The organism is Mesorhizobium sp. ES1-1 (genome assembly GCF_020164785.1).
GTDB lineage: Bacteria > Pseudomonadota > Alphaproteobacteria > Rhizobiales > Rhizobiaceae > Mesorhizobium.
Genome location: NZ_JAIUGX010000004.1, coordinates 333,305 through 351,464, shown reverse-complemented (window position 1 = coordinate 351,464; position 18,160 = coordinate 333,305). Strand labels below are relative to the sequence as shown.

The 18,160-nt window shown below is 63.6% G+C and carries 17 protein-coding genes, 1 tRNA gene and 1 pseudogene; 9 read left to right on the top strand and 10 right to left on the bottom strand.

The genetic code is table 11. The features are described from left to right. Window positions 1-7 precede the first annotated feature (7 nt). Both cobS and cobT read left to right on the top strand, forming a co-directional pair. Window positions 8-787 (top strand): adenosylcobinamide-GDP ribazoletransferase, encoded by a 780-nt coding sequence (gene cobS / locus LB513_RS09460; protein WP_224663208.1) that lies wholly within the window; start codon window positions 8-10, stop codon window positions 785-787. Between the two features lie 38 nt (window positions 788-825). Next, entirely contained in the window at window positions 826-1,836 is a 1,011-nt protein-coding gene (gene cobT, locus LB513_RS09455) for a nicotinate-nucleotide--dimethylbenzimidazole phosphoribosyltransferase (RefSeq protein ID WP_224663207.1), read from the top strand. Window positions 1,837-2,294: 458 nt separating this feature from the next. On the opposite strand, the gene LB513_RS09450 is transcribed toward cobT, so the two are convergent. Both LB513_RS09450 and LB513_RS09445 read right to left on the bottom strand, forming a co-directional pair. Beyond that, window positions 2,295-2,370: transfer RNA gene (locus tag LB513_RS09450), tRNA-Lys, on the bottom strand. A gap of 105 nt (window positions 2,371-2,475) precedes the next feature. After that, complete coding sequence (locus LB513_RS09445) at window positions 2,476-3,384, bottom strand: PhzF family phenazine biosynthesis protein (protein ID WP_224663206.1); 909 nt, start codon at window positions 3,382-3,384, stop codon at window positions 2,476-2,478. Window positions 3,385-3,485: 101 nt separating this feature from the next. Between LB513_RS09445 and LB513_RS09440 the strand changes: the two genes are divergently transcribed. From LB513_RS09440 to LB513_RS09420, 5 genes are all read left to right on the top strand, one after another. Then, complete coding sequence (locus LB513_RS09440; protein ID WP_224663205.1) at window positions 3,486-4,769, top strand: efflux RND transporter periplasmic adaptor subunit; 1,284 nt, start codon at window positions 3,486-3,488, stop codon at window positions 4,767-4,769. Window positions 4,770-4,773: 4 nt separating this feature from the next. Continuing rightward, entirely contained in the window at window positions 4,774-5,481 is a 708-nt protein-coding gene (locus LB513_RS09435) for an ABC transporter ATP-binding protein (RefSeq protein WP_224663204.1), read from the top strand. Further along, window positions 5,478-6,695 (top strand): ABC transporter permease, encoded by a 1,218-nt coding sequence (locus LB513_RS09430; protein WP_224663203.1) that lies wholly within the window; start codon window positions 5,478-5,480, stop codon window positions 6,693-6,695. Before LB513_RS09435 ends, LB513_RS09430 begins: the two co-directional genes overlap by 4 nt. A 146-nt stretch (window positions 6,696-6,841) precedes the next feature. Beyond that, the gene (locus LB513_RS09425; RefSeq protein ID WP_224663202.1) at window positions 6,842-7,432 is read left to right on the top strand and encodes a flavodoxin family protein; all 591 of its coding nucleotides are present in this window, start codon (window positions 6,842-6,844) and stop codon (window positions 7,430-7,432) included. A 73-nt stretch (window positions 7,433-7,505) separates the two neighbouring features. After that, window positions 7,506-7,748: a hypothetical protein gene (locus LB513_RS09420; protein WP_224663201.1), complete on the top strand. Its 243-nt coding sequence runs from the start codon at window positions 7,506-7,508 to the stop codon at window positions 7,746-7,748. Here the strand turns inward: LB513_RS09420 and LB513_RS09415 are convergent. Both LB513_RS09415 and LB513_RS09410 read right to left on the bottom strand, forming a co-directional pair. Continuing rightward, window positions 7,745-8,461 carry a hypothetical protein gene (locus tag LB513_RS09415; RefSeq protein WP_224663354.1) on the bottom strand — a complete coding sequence of 239 codons (717 nt, stop codon included), beginning with the start codon at window positions 8,459-8,461 and terminating at the stop codon, window positions 7,745-7,747. The two genes, LB513_RS09420 and LB513_RS09415, sit on opposite strands and share 4 nt — an antisense overlap. A gap of 5 nt (window positions 8,462-8,466) precedes the next feature. Beyond that, complete coding sequence (locus LB513_RS09410; RefSeq protein WP_224663353.1) at window positions 8,467-9,576, bottom strand: endonuclease/exonuclease/phosphatase family protein; 1,110 nt, start codon at window positions 9,574-9,576, stop codon at window positions 8,467-8,469. 187 nt (window positions 9,577-9,763) lie between these two features. On the opposite strand from LB513_RS09410, the gene LB513_RS09405 reads away from it, so the two are divergent. Further along, window positions 9,764-10,303, top strand: a complete 540-nt coding sequence (locus LB513_RS09405) for a BA14K family protein (protein ID WP_224663200.1) — start codon at window positions 9,764-9,766, stop codon at window positions 10,301-10,303. A gap of 84 nt (window positions 10,304-10,387) precedes the next feature. Here LB513_RS09405 and ilvC read toward each other — a convergent pair whose 3' ends face one another. From ilvC to LB513_RS09385, 4 genes and pseudogenes are all read right to left on the bottom strand, one after another. Further along, complete coding sequence (ilvC, locus tag LB513_RS09400) at window positions 10,388-11,407, bottom strand: ketol-acid reductoisomerase (protein ID WP_224663199.1); 1,020 nt, start codon at window positions 11,405-11,407, stop codon at window positions 10,388-10,390. A 20-nt stretch (window positions 11,408-11,427) separates the two neighbouring features. Further along, a complete protein-coding gene (locus tag LB513_RS09395; RefSeq protein ID WP_263482027.1) occupies window positions 11,428-12,081 on the bottom strand; it encodes a TetR/AcrR family transcriptional regulator in 654 nt (217 codons plus the stop codon). A 206-nt stretch (window positions 12,082-12,287) separates the two neighbouring features. Continuing rightward, window positions 12,288-13,474, bottom strand: a pseudogene (locus LB513_RS09390) (FAD-dependent oxidoreductase). Between the two features lie 101 nt (window positions 13,475-13,575). Continuing rightward, on the bottom strand, window positions 13,576-14,016 hold the full coding sequence (locus LB513_RS09385; RefSeq protein ID WP_224663197.1) for a winged helix-turn-helix transcriptional regulator: 441 nt from the start codon (window positions 14,014-14,016) through the stop codon (window positions 13,576-13,578). A gap of 132 nt (window positions 14,017-14,148) precedes the next feature. Between LB513_RS09385 and LB513_RS09380 the strand changes: the two genes are divergently transcribed. After that, window positions 14,149-15,036 (top strand): NmrA family NAD(P)-binding protein, encoded by an 888-nt coding sequence (locus LB513_RS09380; RefSeq protein ID WP_224663196.1) that lies wholly within the window; start codon window positions 14,149-14,151, stop codon window positions 15,034-15,036. 36 nt (window positions 15,037-15,072) lie between these two features. Here the strand turns inward: LB513_RS09380 and LB513_RS09375 are convergent, their stop codons facing one another. Both LB513_RS09375 and LB513_RS09370 read right to left on the bottom strand, forming a co-directional pair. Continuing rightward, window positions 15,073-16,113 carry an SDR family oxidoreductase gene (locus LB513_RS09375; RefSeq protein ID WP_224663195.1) on the bottom strand — a complete coding sequence of 347 codons (1,041 nt, stop codon included), beginning with the start codon at window positions 16,111-16,113 and terminating at the stop codon, window positions 15,073-15,075. Between the two features lie 25 nt (window positions 16,114-16,138). Continuing rightward, window positions 16,139-18,058, bottom strand: coding sequence for a potassium transporter Kup (locus LB513_RS09370; protein ID WP_224663194.1), 1,920 nt, complete (start codon window positions 18,056-18,058; stop codon window positions 16,139-16,141). Window positions 18,059-18,160 lie beyond the last annotated feature (102 nt).

The window sequence follows — 18,160 nt, the reverse complement described above, 5'->3', positions numbered from 1 at the left end:
AAGGATCATGCTCAAGCTGCGGAGCGTCAGCCTTTCGCCACGACAGATCGTCGACGACATCGCACTCTGCCTGGTCTTCTTCACCAGGCTGCCTTTGCCGGTCCTCGACTTTCGCGGCCGCCGCCTCGCCGCCGCAATCTGGGCGGCGCCGCTCGCCGGCCTCGTCGTTGGCCTGATCGGCGCCACCGTCTTTGCCACGGCGGAACGACTCGGCCTTGCCATGGGGCCCGCGGCGGCGCTTGCCCTTGTTGCAACGGTGCTTACCACCGGCTGCCTGCACGAGGACGGATTGTCCGACGTTGCCGACGGTTTCGGTGGCGGCAAATCGCGGGGCCGCAAGCTGGAGATCATGCGCGACAGCCGCATAGGCGCCTATGGCGCCATGGCCTTGGCCCTGTCGCTGCTGATCCGCTGGAGCGCACTGTCGCAATTCATCGACCCCACTCAGGCGCTTGTCGCCCTCATTGCCGCGCACGCGGCCTCACGCGGCGTGCTTGGCGCCTTCATGCACAGCCTGCCTCCGGCGCGCGACGACGGCCTTTCAGCCGGCGCCGGCACGGTTGCGTTGGAAGTCGCCATCGTCGGCGCCGTGCTCGGCGCGGCGCCGCTCCTGCTGCTCGGTTTTGGTGGCGCCGTCGCCGCACTCGTCCTGCTCGGCCTGCTGTTTGCAGCCTTCCACGCGCTCTGCCTCAACCAGATCGATGGCCAGACCGGCGACACGATCGGCGCTTTGCAGCAGGTGGGCGAGATATCGGTGCTGCTCGTCGCTTCCGTGGCTCTTTCCTAATCCCTTTGGCCTGATTCTTTTTCGGAGACCTTGCCCCCATGCCCTTTAAATCGCTCGATGAATTGCGTGCCGCGTGCCTCGAACTGCCTGCCGGCAGCGATGTCGCCGCCCTGGCGGTTGCCAACCGGCAGGACACGCTCACCAAGCCGCAGGGTAGTCTTGGCCGGCTGGAGACCATAGCCGCGTGGCTGGCGCGCTGGCAGGGCCGCGACATGCCTAGGCTCGACCGGGTGAAAGTGTTCGTCTTCGCCGGCAATCACGGCGTCACCGCCCAAGGCGTGTCGGCCTTCCCGTCCGAAGTGACGGTGCAGATGGTCGCCAATTTCGCCGGCGGCGGTGCCGCGATCAACCAGCTCGCCCGCATCGCCGGGGCCGAGCTCGATGTCATCCCCCTCGATCTCGACCGTTCCACGGGCGACTTCACCCAAATGCCCGCAATGGACGAGACGGCGTTTCTCGCTGCGGTTTCGGCCGGCTATGACGCCGTGACTGACGATCTCGACCTGATCTGTTTCGGCGAGATGGGCATCGGCAACACCACGCCGGCAGCAGCCATATCGGCCGCCCTGTTCGGCGGCGGCGCGGAGAAATGGACGGGGCGCGGCACCGGTGTCGATGATGCCGGCCTGAAGCGCAAGGTGATCGCCATCGAAGCCGGCCTGAAGCGCCACGCAGGCGCCCTTGCCGACCCGCTGGGCGTTGCCGCGGCGCTCGGCGGCCGCGAGCTCGCGGCCATCTTCGGGGCCACGCTCGCCGCTCGTCATCTCGGCATACCGGTGCTGCTCGACGGCTTCGTCTGCACGGCGGCCGCCGCCCCGCTGGCCAAGCTGCACCCGACCGGCCTCGCCCACACCACCGCAGCCCATGTCTCCGCCGAGTCAGGCCATCGCGGCCTGCTCGAAGCCCTCGGCCTGCCGCCGCTTCTCGATCTCGGCATGCGTCTCGGTGAAGGCTCGGGCGCATGCCTTGCCGTCAACATCGTGCGCTCGGCGCTGGAATGTCATGCGCATATGGCTAGTTTTGCCGAGGCTGGAGTGTCGGAGAAGTAGGTGATTAAGCTTGTAGGGCAGCAATCGTACGGCAGTTTCGGTAGCCTCCGCGCGGCCCGCCGCTTCGCTCGGCCGGGCGACCAATGCGTCCGAAATGGTGACCACAAGCTGCCGTGTTCATGCCTTTGAACGGCAAAGCCCGCGCACCGAAATGCGCGGGCTTTTGAACCAAACGGTTGACCAAGCTTAGGTTGGGCAGCCGTAGCTCGGACAAGGCGCGGCCGTTACGGTCGAAAGCTTTTCGCGCTTGTCTAGAACCGGCTTTACGTAGGTCTTCTTCATTCCGATGTCCCCGTCAAAAATGTGCACGACACTATCCTTGACCGGTACCTGGGCGCTTTGTCAATGGTGAGAAACGCCGACCGCTGGAGAGAGACGGGAAGCGCTACTTGTGCCGACAAACGCGCATAGCCGCGCTTCTCGCCTTCAGGGTCTTTCCACCAAGTCTTCTAGGAATTTGGTGGGTGCGCACAGGATTGAACTGTGGACCCGCTGATTAAGAGTCAGCTGCTCTACCAACTGAGCTACGCACCCACTAGGCCGGCAAAAACCGGCGTTGGCGGGCATATAGCCGCCACCATCGGTCCTGTCCAGCCCTGCCGGAATCATTTCCCGACAAATCGACAAGCCTGCGGGTGATCAGACGAAAAGCTTGCCTTCCGCGACCTTGACCGCATTGCCGCCGATGCGCGCGGAGGCCAGCTTTCCGCCCTGCACGGTCAGTTCCAGGCGGATGCGCGAGGGACGCCCCATCTCCAGCCCCTGCTCGATCCACAGCTGTGAAATACCGTCCGTCGGGGCGTCGAAATGCATGATGGCTCCGGCGAAGGCGGCCGCCGCCGAGCCGGTCGCCGGATCCTCATAGGACGGCGTGCCAGGCACGATCATGCGGACATGGAACGCGCTTTCATGGTTCACAGTCTCTCGGCAATAGACATAGGGGCTGGCAAAGGCCCATTCGCTCTTGCGCGGCGCCAGTTGAGACCACGCCTGGTTGTCGAGCTTAATTCGGCCTGCCGCCTCGAGATTGGCCACGGGGATGGTCACATAGGGCACCCCGGCCGACCAGAAACCTAACTGATGATTCTCGAAGCCGATTTCGTGCGGCGCCAGTCCGAGTGCGGCGCCGATAGCATGGGGATCGGCCTCGAGCTTTAGTGGCTCGGGCAGTCTCGCCAAGTCGAACTCGGCGAAAACACTCCCATCGTGCCGGCTGACGGCGCAACGCACCGGGCCGATATTCTCCTCCAGCACGAAAATGCCGGCGCTGCCCTCCTCCGCGAGTTCGGCCAGCGCGATCGCGGCACCGACCGTCGGATGGCCGGCGAACGGCATTTCATAGTCGGGCGTGAAGATGCGGATCCGGTTCTTATGCCTGGGATCGTCCGGCGGCAGCACGAAGACCGACTCGGACAAATTGAACTCGCGTGCGATGGCCTGCATCGCTGCCGCATCCAGGCCTTCGCAATCCAGCACCACGGCTAGCGGGTTGCCAGCCAGCCGCTCGGTCGTGAACACATCGTAAAGCAAGTAATTGCGGGTCTTCATTCCTGCCTCAATCCCAACATGGGCGAAATTTAATTTGATATTCGAACCATCTAGCCTGATCTGTGCACAGACAGGGACATTGCGCATCATAGGGGTCCGGCGTGGACCAGATTGTCAATCTGCCAAAGACGGAATCGGATTCCGCCATCGAGACAGCGCTCGGCCTCGACATAAAGGGGCGGAGCCGGACGCGCCGTCGCACTTGGTTCTATGCCTTGCTGACCTTGGTCGTGCTTGCCGCGGGCCTGGGCCTCTATCAGTGGTACGCGGGCACCCCCGCCAGGATGGACTACATGACGACGCCGGCCGCCAAGGCCGATCTCACCATTCAAGTGTCGGCGACAGGCACGCTGCAGCCGCTCACCCAGGTCGACATTTCCAGCCAGCTCTCCGGCATGATCGGCTCGGTCGCCGTAGAGGAGAACCAGCAGGTCAAGAAGGGCGACGTGCTGGCAGCCCTCGACACAACCAAGCTGCGTGTCCAGATCGAGCGCGCCGAGGCTTCCGCCAAAGCGGCGGCCGCCAATGTCGAGGATGCAAAAGTCACGCTTGACGAGAACGAAAAGGCGTTGGTGCGTGCAATTGCCTTGACCAAGCGCGGTATGGCCACCGACCAGTCGCTCGAAGCCGCGAACGCGACGCGCGACCGCTCCAGGGCTGCTCTCGATAGTGCCGAGGCCAATCTCGCCATCGCCAACGCTGACCTGAAATCGCAGCAGACCGACCTTGCCAACAGCACCATCTATGCGCCCATCGACGGCATCGTGCTGACGCGCTCGGTCGATCCGGGCCAGACGGTCGCCTCCTCCCTCCAGGCGCCGGTGCTGTTCGTCATTGCCGCCGATCTCAGGAACATGGAACTCGTTGCGGCGGTCGACGAGGCTGATATAGGCGCGGTCAAATCGGGCCAGCATGCCCGCTTTACGGTCGATGCCTTCCCGGATCGGCCCTTCGATGCCGAGATCCGCGACATCTCCTATGCCTCGGTCACTACCGACGGCGTCGTCACCTACAATTCGCGGCTTGAGGTCGACAACAACGAGCTTTTGCTGCGGCCGGGCATGACCGCGACCGTGTCCGTCGTAACACGGCAGGCCAAGGACGTGCTCACCGTGCCGTCCACCGCCTTCCGCTATCGTCCGGCGCAGCAGGCCGCCCGTGGCTGGAGCCTGAGCGATTTGTTCACCGGCCGCATGGGCCGTCCCAACCGCCAACGTCCGGTCGCGCCTCCCGCGGACGGCTTGCGCACATTGTACGTATTGGAGAACGGGCGTCCTAATCCAGTCAACGTCAAGATCGGCTCAACCGACGGCGAACTGACCGAGATCCTCTCGGGTCTTGAAGAAGGCGCGCAAATCATCACTGCGTCGCAACAGCGGAGCTGACGCCGTGGCTGCCGGTGCTGCCCTCATCACCTTCGACAAGGTCTGGAAGAGCTATGGCCAGGGCGAAGCCCGGGTTCATGCGCTGGCTGGGGTCGACCTTGCCATAAGGCGCGGCGAATTCGTCGCCATCATGGGTCCTTCGGGCTCCGGCAAGTCGACGGCGATGAACATCATCGGCTGCCTCGACACGCCGACGGCCGGAACCTATTCCTTCATGGGCATCGATGCCGGAAGGCTCGACCGCAACCGTCGCGCCATGCTGCGCAATCTCTATGTCGGCTTCGTCTTCCAGGGCTACAATCTGCTCGCGCGCACCACGGCGGCGGAAAATGTCGAACTGCCGTTGATCTATCGCGGCGTGGCCGCGCGCGAGCGCCGCGACCTGGCCATGCAGGCGCTGGCGCAGGTCGGGCTTGTAGGACGCGAGCACCACACGCCGGCGGAGCTGTCCGGCGGCCAGCAGCAGCGCGTCGCGATCGCGCGCGCCATAGTGACCAGGCCGACCCTGCTGGTGGCCGACGAGCCGACCGGCAACCTCGACACCGCCCGCACCCACGAGATCATGGAGTTGCTGACCCGACTCAACACCGAGCTCGGCCTGACCATCACCATGGTCACCCATGAAGCCGATGTTGCCGAATATGCCGAGCGGACGATCGGCTTCCTTGACGGGCATGTCGCTTCTGACCGCATGAAGGCGGAGCTGGCATGATCTGGGAAACTGTCCGGCTTTCGCTCCGCTCCATCCGCCGCAACGTTCTGCGCTCTTTCCTGACGCTGCTTGGCATCGTCATCGGCGTTGCCGCGGTCATCGCCATGCTCACCATCGGCTCCGGCACCACGGAGAAGGTCAAGGCCGACATCGCCAAGCTAGGAAGCAATCTGCTAGTCGTCCGCTCGGGCCGCCCGGCCGGGCCCGGTGGCCCAGGCGGGCTCGACCAGGTGGTGCGCCCGCTGGCCGAAAAGGACCTGACGGCCCTGGTTGCGCATCTCACCGGTGCACGCGCCATCTCGCCGGCCTCGCAGAAGCAGGTGCGTGTCATCTTCGGCACGGAAAGCCTGACATCGGGCGTCACCGGCACCGACAGCGCCTATCTCGATGCCCGCGACTGGAAGCTTGTTTCAGGCCGGCCGTTCAGTGATTCCGAGACCCGCTCCGGCACCGGCGTGTGCCTGATCGGCGAGACGGTGCGCCAGCAATTCTTCGGCGCCGGCGATCCCGAGGGCGAGATCATCCGCGTCAACCGCACCTCCTGCAAGGTCATCGGCCTGCTCGAGCCCAAGGGCTACACCGGCTTCGGCCAGGACCAGGACAATGTCGTGCTGATGCCGCTGCACGCCTATCAGCGTCGCATCGCCGGAAACCGCGACATCGACAACATCTACATCGCCGCCGACGACCGCACGCCGACCAGCGAGCTGCAGCCGCGCGTCGAGGACATATTGCGCGACATCAGACGCATCACGCCCGACCGCGAGAGCGATTTCGCGATTCGAGACATGACCCAGATCGCCGACGCCATGGCCAGCGCCACCGCCACCATGACCGGCATGCTCGGCGCCGTCGCCGGCGTCAGCCTGCTGGTCGGCGGCATCGGCATCATGAACATCATGCTGGTCTCGGTTACCGAGCGCACCCGCGAGATCGGCATCAGGCTGGCCATCGGCGCGCACGAGAAACACATCCTCATCCAGTTCCTGGTCGAGGCGACGGTATTGTCGCTGCTCGGCGGCATCATCGGTATCCTGATCGGGCTGGCCCTGGCCGGCCTTGCTTCGCTGACCTTGAGCATCCCCTTCGCGCCGAGCCTGGCGGTTATCCTGCTCGCCGTCGGTTTTTCCGCCCTGATCGGCATGGTGTTCGGCTTCTTCCCGGCGTTGCGCGGCGCCAGGCTCAACCCGATCGACGCGCTCAGGCACGAGTAAGCGCCCCTCCACCAGGCGTCCGGCCGCTTCTGCACAGCTTTGTGCTTCGGCGTGCAGGTTTGACCCATCGACTCTGAAGCCGTCTGGAATACTCAAACTTCGCCCCGAGCGATTCGGTAGCCGTCACGCTAGCTGGGAATCCTCACATGGACAAAGCGACGACCATCATTGGCATAGACTGTAGCCCACGCGCCTCCAGCAATTCAGGGCGGATGCTGGCCGAGGTTCTTTGCTCGCTCGAGAGTGATCCTCGCGTGAAGGTCATGGAACAGGTCCGGCTGGCAGATGAGCGCATCGACTGTCTCGGATGCGAGCAGTGTTATCAAACCTTCGGATACCACTGCGACGGGATCGATCGTGTCCTGTCACTCATCATGGAGTCGGACGTAATTCTGATGGCTACCCCCACCTGCTTCGGAATGCCGTCAGCACTGGGAGTCGTCCTGCTCGACAGATCGGATCCCCTGTGGCGCGACGGACAGCAGCTCAAAGGAAAACTCGGAGCGGTGATCGTCAACGGCGCCACGGATCCCGCTGAGGATCCAAGCGTGGGCGTATGCGCGGGCAACGTAATGAAATTTTTCGACCAGCACGAGATGACCTGCGCCCAGCCAGCCAATCTGGGGGGAACGCTTGCATATCCGGGGCAACGGTTTCCAAGCCCGCTCCCCGAGGGAACGACGGGCGTTCTCAAGCAACTGGCTGACGATATCCGGCAGTGGATCGCAGACAGGTGACACTGGCGCATCTCTTGCGGCCTGACATGCTGAGACACGATGGCCCTAACTGACTCTGGCCGAGGAAGTACAGATGAACAAGAAAGCGCGACTGATCTTGGTGATGGTGATCATAGAAGCCGTCCTTGCGGGCATCTGGTGGTATCTCGCCCGCTTCGGCATGGCCAATCCCGACCGCGTCACTTCGGATTTTCAAACGGTTGTCGGTCAGACGATGGGGATGGCCATGGGCGGATTGCTGGGGCTTGGCCTTGTCTTGTTCTTCGTCGCCGCCCGCAACGACGGCAAGGCAGCGCGGAACAAGGCGCGCCCCTAATCCTTGCCGGCGAAATGCCACTCGATCAGCGGCTTCATGTGCGGCATCAGCCCATCTGGCAGATCGTTGGCGTCGCGGATGATCACCGGCTGCTCGATCTCGGGCTCCGCCTCGGTCGCGACGAAGGCGCGGATGCGCTCGGCGACCAAACCAGCCGGCGCCGTCACGTGATAGCGGCGGAAGATCACCGTGCCACTGTTCGCCGACAAGGCGTGATAGCGGTCCCCGCGCCTGGCGGTCGATAGATCAAGGCCGGTCTCCTCGCGCACCTCGCGGAGCATGTTGAAGTCGACATCGACCAGCCCGTCGCGGAAATCGACCGGCTCGAACGAGCCGGCGGCGAAATAGACGCGCCCGGCATTGACGGTATGCGGGCCCATGCGGATCGCCACCAGCGCATTGTCGCCGGCAACCAGCATAGCATGCGCGAAGGCATGCTCGGCGCCGGAACTTTCGCGCCGCGCGCGCCAGAGCATGAAGGTAGAGTAGCTGACGGCATGGCAGCGGCCGACGAGGCGATTGTCGCGCCAGGCGAGCTGCGACAGCAGCACCATGGTGCCGTCGAACAACGCGGGATTGGCCGAGGTCTCGCGTTGCCAATTCTCGGCGATCGCCTTAGCATTATCCAGCGCGAAGGGATGCGGGGCCGGGTCGAGCCGGACGTCGACGGCGTCGACCGGCAGGATGATATTGCGCGGCAGGTCGAAATCCATGGTGATCATGCCAAGTCGAGGGTGATGGCCACCGGGCAGTGGTCGGATGCTTTCGGCCGGTCCCAGCCGGCTCGCGGAAAGCGCTCCACCTCCTGTCCCGGCGGAAATATGGTGCGCCAGGGCTGGCCGTTGCGGACGATGTCGGGTATGGCCGTGGCGTTCTTGGCCGCCAGCCCCTTCGACAGCAGGATATAGTCGAGCTGGCACAGATGCCGCTCTCGCGGTCCCCGCGTGTGATACAGAGTCCAGCGGTTCATCTGCGGCCGTCGCTCGACCACGTTTTCGCAGAACCCGCCCTCAGTCAGCACATCGATACAGGACAGGGTCTCGTCGGCGACCTCGAAGCGATAGCCGTCGAACTCATCGCCCGCGATCTTCACACGTTGCCGGTAATCGTTCATGTCGCCGCAGATCGCCCAATCCTTGTCGGCGGCCTGATTGCCGAAACGCTCCTCGATGATGCGGCGCACCGCCCGCGCCTCGGCAATACGGACCGGCATGGTCGCCTCGCGACCGTCGAGGCCGTTGCGCGGCGAGCCCATCGACTTGAAGTGCACGAGATAGAGCGTCAGCGGCACGCCACCGATGGTAAGGTCAATCTCCAGGCAGTCGCGCCGGAAGATGCGCTCATTGGCCTGATTGCCGAGAGCCATCAGTTCAGGGGTGTGCATCCCGAACTGTTCGTAGGTAAGATAGGCATGGCTGGTCATGCGCACGAACTCGATGGGCTGGCCCTGGGCGGTCTCGTTGCGCATCATCACAGCCACATCGATGCCGCGCATATCATTGCCTGATGTGGTGTATTTCTGGCGGAAGCCCTGCCCCACCATCTTGAACAGATAGCCATATTCGAAGGCCTTCAGGGCCTCGATGTTGTCGACCTCCTGCAGACAGATGATGTCGGCGCGGGTTGCCGCGATCGCCAGCGCCGTCAGCTGGCGCGTATCGTCGGACTGGGCGATGGCGCGCGCCTGTTCCAGCATCCTGTATTCGGCCTCGCTCTGGATGTCGAAGAGCGCCAGAGTGCGATCCTCGTTGAGCTGGTTGCGATAACCGGAGAAATCGAACCTGTTCATCAGGTTCTCGACGTTGAACGTGGCAAGGCGCAGCGGCATGCCCGGAGCTTTGCCCGCAAGTGCGGCGGAAAACAAGGCCGCCGAACCACCCGCTGCGATCGATGAGCGCCGGGCTATTCGCGTCATGGTTGACGGAACCTTTCCGTTCATCCGCCGTTCAGACGCAAAGGTCCACTGTGGCCCCATCCTCGGGTAGGCGTGGGGCCTTTATCTCTTGGAGAGTGTTATGAACTCGCTCTTGTCCTCAACGGTCAAATCCGGGCTGATCGCCTTGGCCGCCATATCTGGCGTTACGTCGACATCCCTTGCCGGCCCGGTGATTCAGCCCGGCCTGTCAGTTCCTGCAAGCACCGCCGCGCCAACAATTACCCAGGTCAGGGATAATTGGGCTGGCGGCAACGATTGGAGATGGCGTCGGTCCGGCAACTGGAGCGGCAACCATTGGAATGGCAAGCATTGGAACGGCAACCACTGGAACGGCGGCGATAACTGGCGGTGGCGTCACCGCCATCACGGCGGTCGCTACTACGACGATGGCGCCAGCGCAGCGATCCTCGGACTTGGTCTTGGGCTAGGCCTGGGGAGCATGTACAACAACTACAATTATTACGACGCTCCGGCCCCGCGGCGCTATTATCGCGCAGGCCGGCTTTCCAATGCCCACGTGCAATGGTGCTACGATCGCTATCGCTCCTATCGGGCCTACGACAATACGTTCCAGCCCTATAATGGCCCGCGTCAACAGTGCTGGTCGCCCTATAGCTGAGTGGCAGAGCGGCTGTAGCCGAGAACCCAACAGACATGAAAACGGCGCCGTGTGGCGCCGTTTTCATTCCTAGGACTGGACCGGTCAGTTCTTGGCCTTGTCCACCAGCTTGTTCTTCGAGATCCACGGCATCATGGCGCGCAGCTTGGCGCCGACCTCCTCGATCTGGTGGCTGTCATTGTTGCGGCGGATGCCTTTGAAGCGGGACATGCCGGCGCGATATTCCTGCATCCACTCCGACGTGAACTTGCCGGTCTGGATATCCTTCAGCACTCGCTTCATCTCGGCCTTGGTCTCAGCGGTGATGATGCGCGGACCCGAGACATACTCGCCCCATTCGGCGGTGTTCGAGATCGAGTAGTTCATGTTTGCGATGCCGCCTTCATAGATCAGGTCGACGATCAGCTTGACCTCGTGCAGGCACTCGAAATAGGCCATTTCCGGCGCGTAGCCGGCTTCCACCAGCGTCTCGAAGCCGGCGCGGATCAGTTCGACCAGGCCGCCGCACAGCACGACCTGCTCGCCGAACAGATCGGTCTCGCACTCTTCGCGGAAATTGGTCTCGATGATGCCCGAACGACCGCCGCCGACGCCGCAGGCGTAGGAGAGCGCCAGATCCAGCGCATTGCCCGAAGCGTCCTGATTGACCGCAACCAGGCACGGCACGCCGCCGCCCTTCTGGTATTCGCCGCGCACAGTGTGGCCGGGGCCCTTCGGCGCGATCATGACGACGTCGACGCTCGATTTCGGCTCGATGAGGCCGAAATGGACGTTGAGGCCGTGCGCGAAGGCGATCGCGGCGCCATCGCGGATGTTCGGCGCGATCTCGTTCTTGTAGATGTCGGCCTGCAGTTCATCTGGCGTCGCCATCATCATCAGGTCGGCCCACTTCGCGGCTTCCGCCACGCTCATCACCTTGAGTCCATCGGCCTCGACCTTCTTGGCCGTAGCCGAGCCGGCCTTCAGGCCGATGGCGATCTCCTTGGCGCCTGAATCCTTCAAATTGAGCGCATGCGCCCTGCCCTGGCTGCCATAGCCTATGATGGCGACCTTCTTGCCTTTGATCAGGTTCAGATCGGCATCACGATCGTAATAGACACGCATTTTGTCTTCCTTCCCGTTTATTAATTAGAGGCCTTGCGGCCCGGTTTTGCTCCGAACAGAGCGAGAAACTGCTGCGCCGCCCGCGCGGCATCGCCGCCGATCGCCACCTCAGTCAATTCCAACCGGTCGCCAAGCAGCAGACGGATCTGCACGTCCCGGGCGACCAGCCCGAAAAAAGTGCGAAACGCCGTCTCGGCGTCCGCGAAATCGAGCAGCCCGGACTGCCTGCCGGCTTCCAGCACTGGCTTCAGCCTCTTGGCCAATGCGAAGCGGCCGTTCTCCAGAACGACGGCGCCAAGATTATCCTTGCCGGAGCCCGCATGACCGACCGCGACGCGGTTCAACGCGATCGACGTATCGCTGGAGATTACCCTCAGCCAATCGGAGGCAAAGCGCTCAAGGCTTGCCGTCAGCGAGGCAATGTCGAGGCCCTTGGCGTCGACCGGCGCCACCCGCACCTTGGAAGCCTGCCACTGGACGGTAGCTGTCAGCAGGCCGTCGCGGTCGCCAAACCATTTGTAAAGCGTCTCCTTGGAGCAACTCGCCCGGCGCGCAACCGCCGCCATGGTCAATTGATCGCCCTCCTCGACCAACAGCCGCAGGGCTGCGTCGAGGACGGCCTTTTGCCGCTCCGTCAGCGCTTCCGCGGTCTCGATGTCTGGTACGATGTGCAACACGCTCTTCCCTCAAGGACGGCTCACAGAAACCTCCTGAGCCGTACCGTACGTTACGGTTCGGCATATTGCGCAATCCGTTCCCATGCGCAAGAGGGCGGATTGGAATATTGTGTTGACGCTTCCAGACGAGGTCTCGTGCCGACTTTACCCAGTTTCCCAGCAGAGAGGCTTCACGCCCTCTGTCAGCGAAGACATCCTTCCCTTCAAGCCTCGTCGGCCAAGCGGCCCGGCCATTTCGCTTCCGCAAGTCCTATCCGTCTGAACGGGTCAATCACGGTCCCGGCCACCATTGAAGCAAGCAGCCTCGGGACAGGCGGGAGTCTCGCCACCCTCGCCACCAGCCTGTCACGCAAGAAGGGCAGCGCCACGGAGTCCGATTGATAGAATGGTGTGAATGCCAGCGAAAGCGCCTGGAAGACGCGAACATGCCAACGTCGTGCTGCCACATAGGCTTCGAGCGCTGCTTCGACGCTTCCCGTCCGCGCCAGCGCATAGCTCAGCGCAGCGGCATCGAGCAGCGCCATATTCGCGCCCTGACCCAGTTGCGGACTGGTCGAATGCGCCGCGTCGCCGATCACGGCCAGCCGCCTGCTGGTCGGGCGCTTCATTGTGTGGTGCCCATAGCGCGCCAGCGAAAGCTGATCGAAACTGTCGATCTGGCTGGTGTATGCCCGGCACTCGGGCCACAGCCGCACCACCCTCTCCTTCCATCGTTCCAGGCCCGCCGCGCGCACTGTGTCGGCGTCAGCCGGCTTCAGGCTCCAAAAGAAGGCCGCCATCTTTCCGGCGCCGGGCTCCGGCCGGCCTATCGGCAGCACGCCGATCATCATGCTGGCTTTGTCATAGCGCTGCAGCAGCGCGTGCTCGTCGAAGACCTCGCCGCGCCAGGCGAGCGACGCCCAGAAGGCGCCATAGACAAGCGGCCGTGGCTCGCCTGCCTCGGCGTTGCGTCGAAGTTTCGACTTCGACCCGCTGGCGTCGACGATCAGATCAAACGACCCTATCCGTCGCCCGCTGCGGCCAATCAGCGTTGACCGTTCGCCGACTTCCGTGGCCTCGACCTCGACGCTGGTCTCGATGCTGACCGCCTCGCGCCGGGCCGCGCGAAAAGCACGCCGAACAGCGCCGACCGATGCACCGCCAGGCCGAAGCGATGGCCGCGTTGCGCATCATATCGGACATCAAGCACCGTGCGGCCGGTGCCGGCCTCAGCGCCATGCAGCCGGTCGATGCGGCTGCCGAGCGCAAGAATCTCATCGAGCAGCCCGAGGTCGGCAAGCACGGTCAGGCCGGTCGGCTGCAGGATTAGCCCGGAGCCAACGGGCTTTGGTTCTTCAAAGCGCTCGAAGACGGTGACGTTGTGCCCGGCGCGCTTAAGGTAGAACGCCATGGCGAGCCCCGCCGGGCCGGCGCCGGCAATCGCGATATCGTAGGAAATGCGGATGCCCCCAGGCTAATTGCTCCGGACATTCCTTCAGCGGCTGGACGAAATCAAGCCAAGGCTCCGGTTTGGCCGGCTGCTCCGGCCATCGCCCCATCAAATCGCGCGCGCGCGGCGCGCACGGCGTCGTGGTTGAGTTCGGCCCACTCAAGCAGATGCCGCAAGGCGCCGAACATCGATCGTCCGAGATCGGTAAGGCTGTATTCGACGCTCGGAGGCTTGGTTGGAAACACTTCGCGATGCACATAGCCGTCACGCTGCAGGTCACAAAGCGTTTGTGTGAGCATACGCTGCGAGATGTCGGGAACCAGCCGCCGCAACTCGCCGAACCGATAGGGCTGCTCGGCCAGCGCTGCCATCAGCAATGAACTCCATTTGCCGCTAAGGCCCTGGATCACGTCACGGACCGGGCAGTCAGACAGGTTTCCACCACCGGTCATCGCCTTGTAGACGTCGAGCTTGGATTTCAGATCGACGATGCGGCTGTCCATGGTGGTTACCCTTCCGTGCCTACCTTCCCAAAAACTGCCTCCTTTACGCCGACGGGTCAATTCCTATTTTAGCGCTGGTCTCTTTTTGAGACCGCCCCTCGAACCGCCCTCGGCGCAAAGTCAGGATTTTCCATGACCGCAACCCTTCTCGTCACCGGCGCTTCCGGCCAGCTCGGCCGCAGCGTGATCAATCATCTGCTCGACACCTACAAGGTGCCGCCGGCGCAGATAATCGCAACCACTCGCACGCCCGCGACCCTGGCCGACTTGGCTGCGCGCGGCGTCACCGTTCGCGAGGCCAATTTCGACGACACGGCTTCGCTTGCCGCGGCCTTCGAAGCCGCCGACCGTATGCTCATCATCTCGACCAACGAACTGGCAGTGCAGGGAAAGCGGCAAGAACAACAGCTCGCCGCCGTGGCCGCGGCCAAGCAGGCGGGCGTATCTCATATCCACTACACCTCGATGCCGACCCCTGAAGGTTCGCCCATCCTCTTCGCACCAGATCACTACGCCACCGAACAGGCCATCAAGGCGAGCGGGATCCCCTACACGATCTTCCGCAATGGCTGGTATGACGAGAACCTGTTCATGGCGATGCCGCAGGTCCTTGCACCGGGCCAATGGTATACATCCGCCGGCGATGGCGCCATCTCGTACGGCGCGCGCGACGACTACGCGGCCGCCATTGCTGCCGGCCTGGCCTCGGACGCGAGCGAAAGCACGACCTACACGCTGACCGGCCCGAAGGCCTACACGGCGGCTGAAGTCGCCGCCCTCGTGACCGAAGTCACGGGCAAGCCCATCCAGATCGTCCAGCTCTCCGACGATGCGCTGACGGAAGGCATGAAGGCAGCTGGCCTTCCCGAGCCGATCGCCAGGCTTCTTGTCTCCTTCGACGCCGCCACCCGGGCCGGCGGCCTGGGCATGGTGACGGACTCTGTCGAAAAGCTCTCGGGCCGTAAGTCGGTTTCGCTCGAGCAGTTCCTCCAGAACAACAAGGCCGCCCTGGTTGGCTGAAGTCAGCACGGCGGAAGGCTTGGACCTTCCGCCGTGCTACTTCGATGATTTGAGCAGGCCGAGCCTGACCAGGCTCTCGCCGGTCGCGGCCAGTGCCTCCTCGCGCGGACGCGGCGCCCAGCCCAGCATGCGCACCGCTTTGGCGCTCGAGGCGTTCTTGGTCTTGCCCAGTTCCGGCACGATTTGTGCGGCTTCGGCGCTGAACAGTCCGACGAACCCGACCAGCCAATCGGGTAGCACCCGCGTCGAGACGCGCCCGGCCGAGGCGCCCAGCCGCGCTTTCAGGGTCTCCGCCATCTGCCGGACCGTCATGAAATCTCCCGCGACCGCCAGGAAGCGCTCGCCTCTAGCAACGGGATTGGTCATCGCGCGCAGGTGCAGGTCCGCTACGTCGCGCACATCGACGACACCGAACGACAGGCGCGGCAGGCCCGGTATCGCACCGTCCATCAGCCGCCGGATGAATCCGGTCGAGGTCGAATGATCGGCACCAAGGACCGGGCCGAAGATACCGACCGGATTGACAACCGCGAGTTCCAGCGAGCCGCCCTCTCTGGCAATGAAATCCAAAGCCGCTCGCTCCGCCAGCGTCTTCGATTTCACATAGGCACTGACCTTGCCCGAAGGGTCTGTCCAGTTCTCCTCGGTGAACGGCCGTCCGCCGGCTGGCGGCTCGCCATAGCCTATCGCGGCGAAGGATGAGGTCAGGACGACGCGTTTGACTCCGGCGTCACGTGACGCCCGCAAGACCCGCAGCGCCCCCTCCCGGGCCGGAACAATCAAATCGTCCTCATGCTTCGGCACACCGGGCGGGAAAGGCGACGCGACGTGCAGGACATAGTCGCAACCGGCGACGGCCGCCGGCCAGCCGGCTTCGGTCATCAGGTCGGCGACAGCGAAGGAGAGTGCGGCTCCCGGCTCCGCGCCCCCGGCCTTGAGCATGCGCAGCACGTCGGCTTCTCGCGTCGCCGATCGCACGGTCGCACGCACGCGATAGCCGGCCTTCAGCAGATGGAGAATGCAGTGAGCGGCGAGAAAACCTGAGCCGCCCGTAACAAGCACCAATTCGCCGCGCATTGCCGCTCCTGAACGAGCCGTCACCTCAAATGGCGACCTGCGTGCCGATCTCGACCACGCGGCCCGTCGGGATCTGGAAATACTCGGTCGCGTCGGCGGCCGTGCGCGCCAGGCCGATGAACAGCTTGTCTTGCCACACAGGCATGCCCGAATTGGGCGAGGCCTTGAGCGAGCGGCGGGACAGGAAGAAGGAGGTCGTCATGATGTCGAACTTCCAGCCCTGCTTGCGGCAGATCGCCAGCGCGCGCGGGATGTTGGGCTGCTCCATGTAGCCGAAGGTCAGCGTCACCCGCATGAACAGCTCGTTGACCGTCTCCATCTTGACCCGCTCGCTGTCGGGCACCACGGGCTGCGGTGCCGTCACCACAGACAGGATGACGTTCTGCTCATGCAGCACCTTGTAGTGCTTCAGGCTGTGCATCAGTGCTGTCGGCGCGCTCAACGGATCGCTGGTCAGGAACACGGCGGTGCCCGATACCAGCTGCGGCTTCTTCTTGAGCAGATTGCCGGCGAGGAAATCGAGAGGAATCTCGTTGCGACGGGTCTTGTCGAACAGATAACGGCTGCCGCGCACCCAGGTCCACATGGCCGTCACGATCGTGAACGCCACGGCAAGCGAGGCCCAGCCGCCTTCAAACACCTTGACGATGTTGGAGGCAAAGAAGCCGACGTCGATGAAGGCGAAAACCGCCGTCATCGCGATGGCCACCCACAACCGCCATTTCCAGATGCGCGTCATGACCACGAAGAGCAGCACCGTAGTCACCAGCATGTTGCCGGTCACCGAGATGCCATAGGCCGAAGCGAGCTTGCTGGACTCGCCGAAGCCGACCACCAGCATCATCACGACGAGCGCGAGCAGCAGGTTCACGCGCGGCATGTAGATTTGGCCGGACTGCCTCTCGGAGGTGTGCAGGATCTCCAGGCGCGGGAGCATGTTGAGCTGCACAGCCTGCCTGGTCAGCGAGAACGCGCCCGAGATCACCGCCTGGCTGGCGATGACGGTCGCCATGGTCGCCAGCACCACCATCGGGATCAGCGTCCAACCTTCGTTCATCTCGAAGAAGGGGTGGCCGACCACGCCGTTCTTGGCCAGCACGAAAGCGCCCTGCCCGGCATAGTTGAGGAGCAGGCAGGGAAACACGATCCACAGCCAGGCGAGCACGATCGGCTTGCGGCCGAAATGTCCGAGATCGGCATACAGCGCCTCGGCGCCGGTGACGGCCAGGAAGATGGCGCCGATGGTGACGAAGGCGACGTCGGGCGAATTGATCAGGAAGGCGACGATATAGTGCGGGCTGATCGCCCACAGGATTTCGGGGTCCGCAACGATGTGATTGAGTCCGGAGAGGCCGATGGCCAGGAACCACACCGCCGTGATCGGACCAAAGATCAACGCGACGCCACCGGTTCCGAAACGCTGTACCGAGAACAGGATCGCCAGGATGACCAGGGTCAGCGGTACGACATAGGGTTGGAAGGTTGGCGTGACCACATTCATGCCCTCGACCGCCGACAGCACGGAAATCGCTGGCGTGATGACGGCGTCGCCGAAGAAAAGGGACGCGCCGACAATGCCGATGCCTAGAATCACAGCCGAGCGTTTGGGGAAACTGCCGCGCGCCAGAGCCATCAACGACAGCACGCCGCCTTCGCCGCGGTTGTTCGCACGCAGAACGAAATTGATATATTTGACGGTGACGATGATCGTCAGTGACCAGATGATCAGCGACAGCACGCCCAGAATATCGCCGCGTTCGGCGACATTGCCGCCTGAGGACGCCACCAGCGCCTCGCGAAAGGCATAAATCGGGCTCGTGCCGATATCGCCATAGACCACGCCGAGAGCGCCCAGCATCAGAATCTTGGTGCTGTGCTGTTCGACCTCCGGATGGCTCGATTGTTCGACGGGTTCTGCCTCACTACCAGCGTTGGCAAGGGCCATGGACGACACTCCGATAAGCGCGCGGTGCTCTACGCTTGCTGCGATGCAATATCAAGTGCCGTGGCGTCATGCCCGCCATGACGGCGGCGCACGGCTGCCACC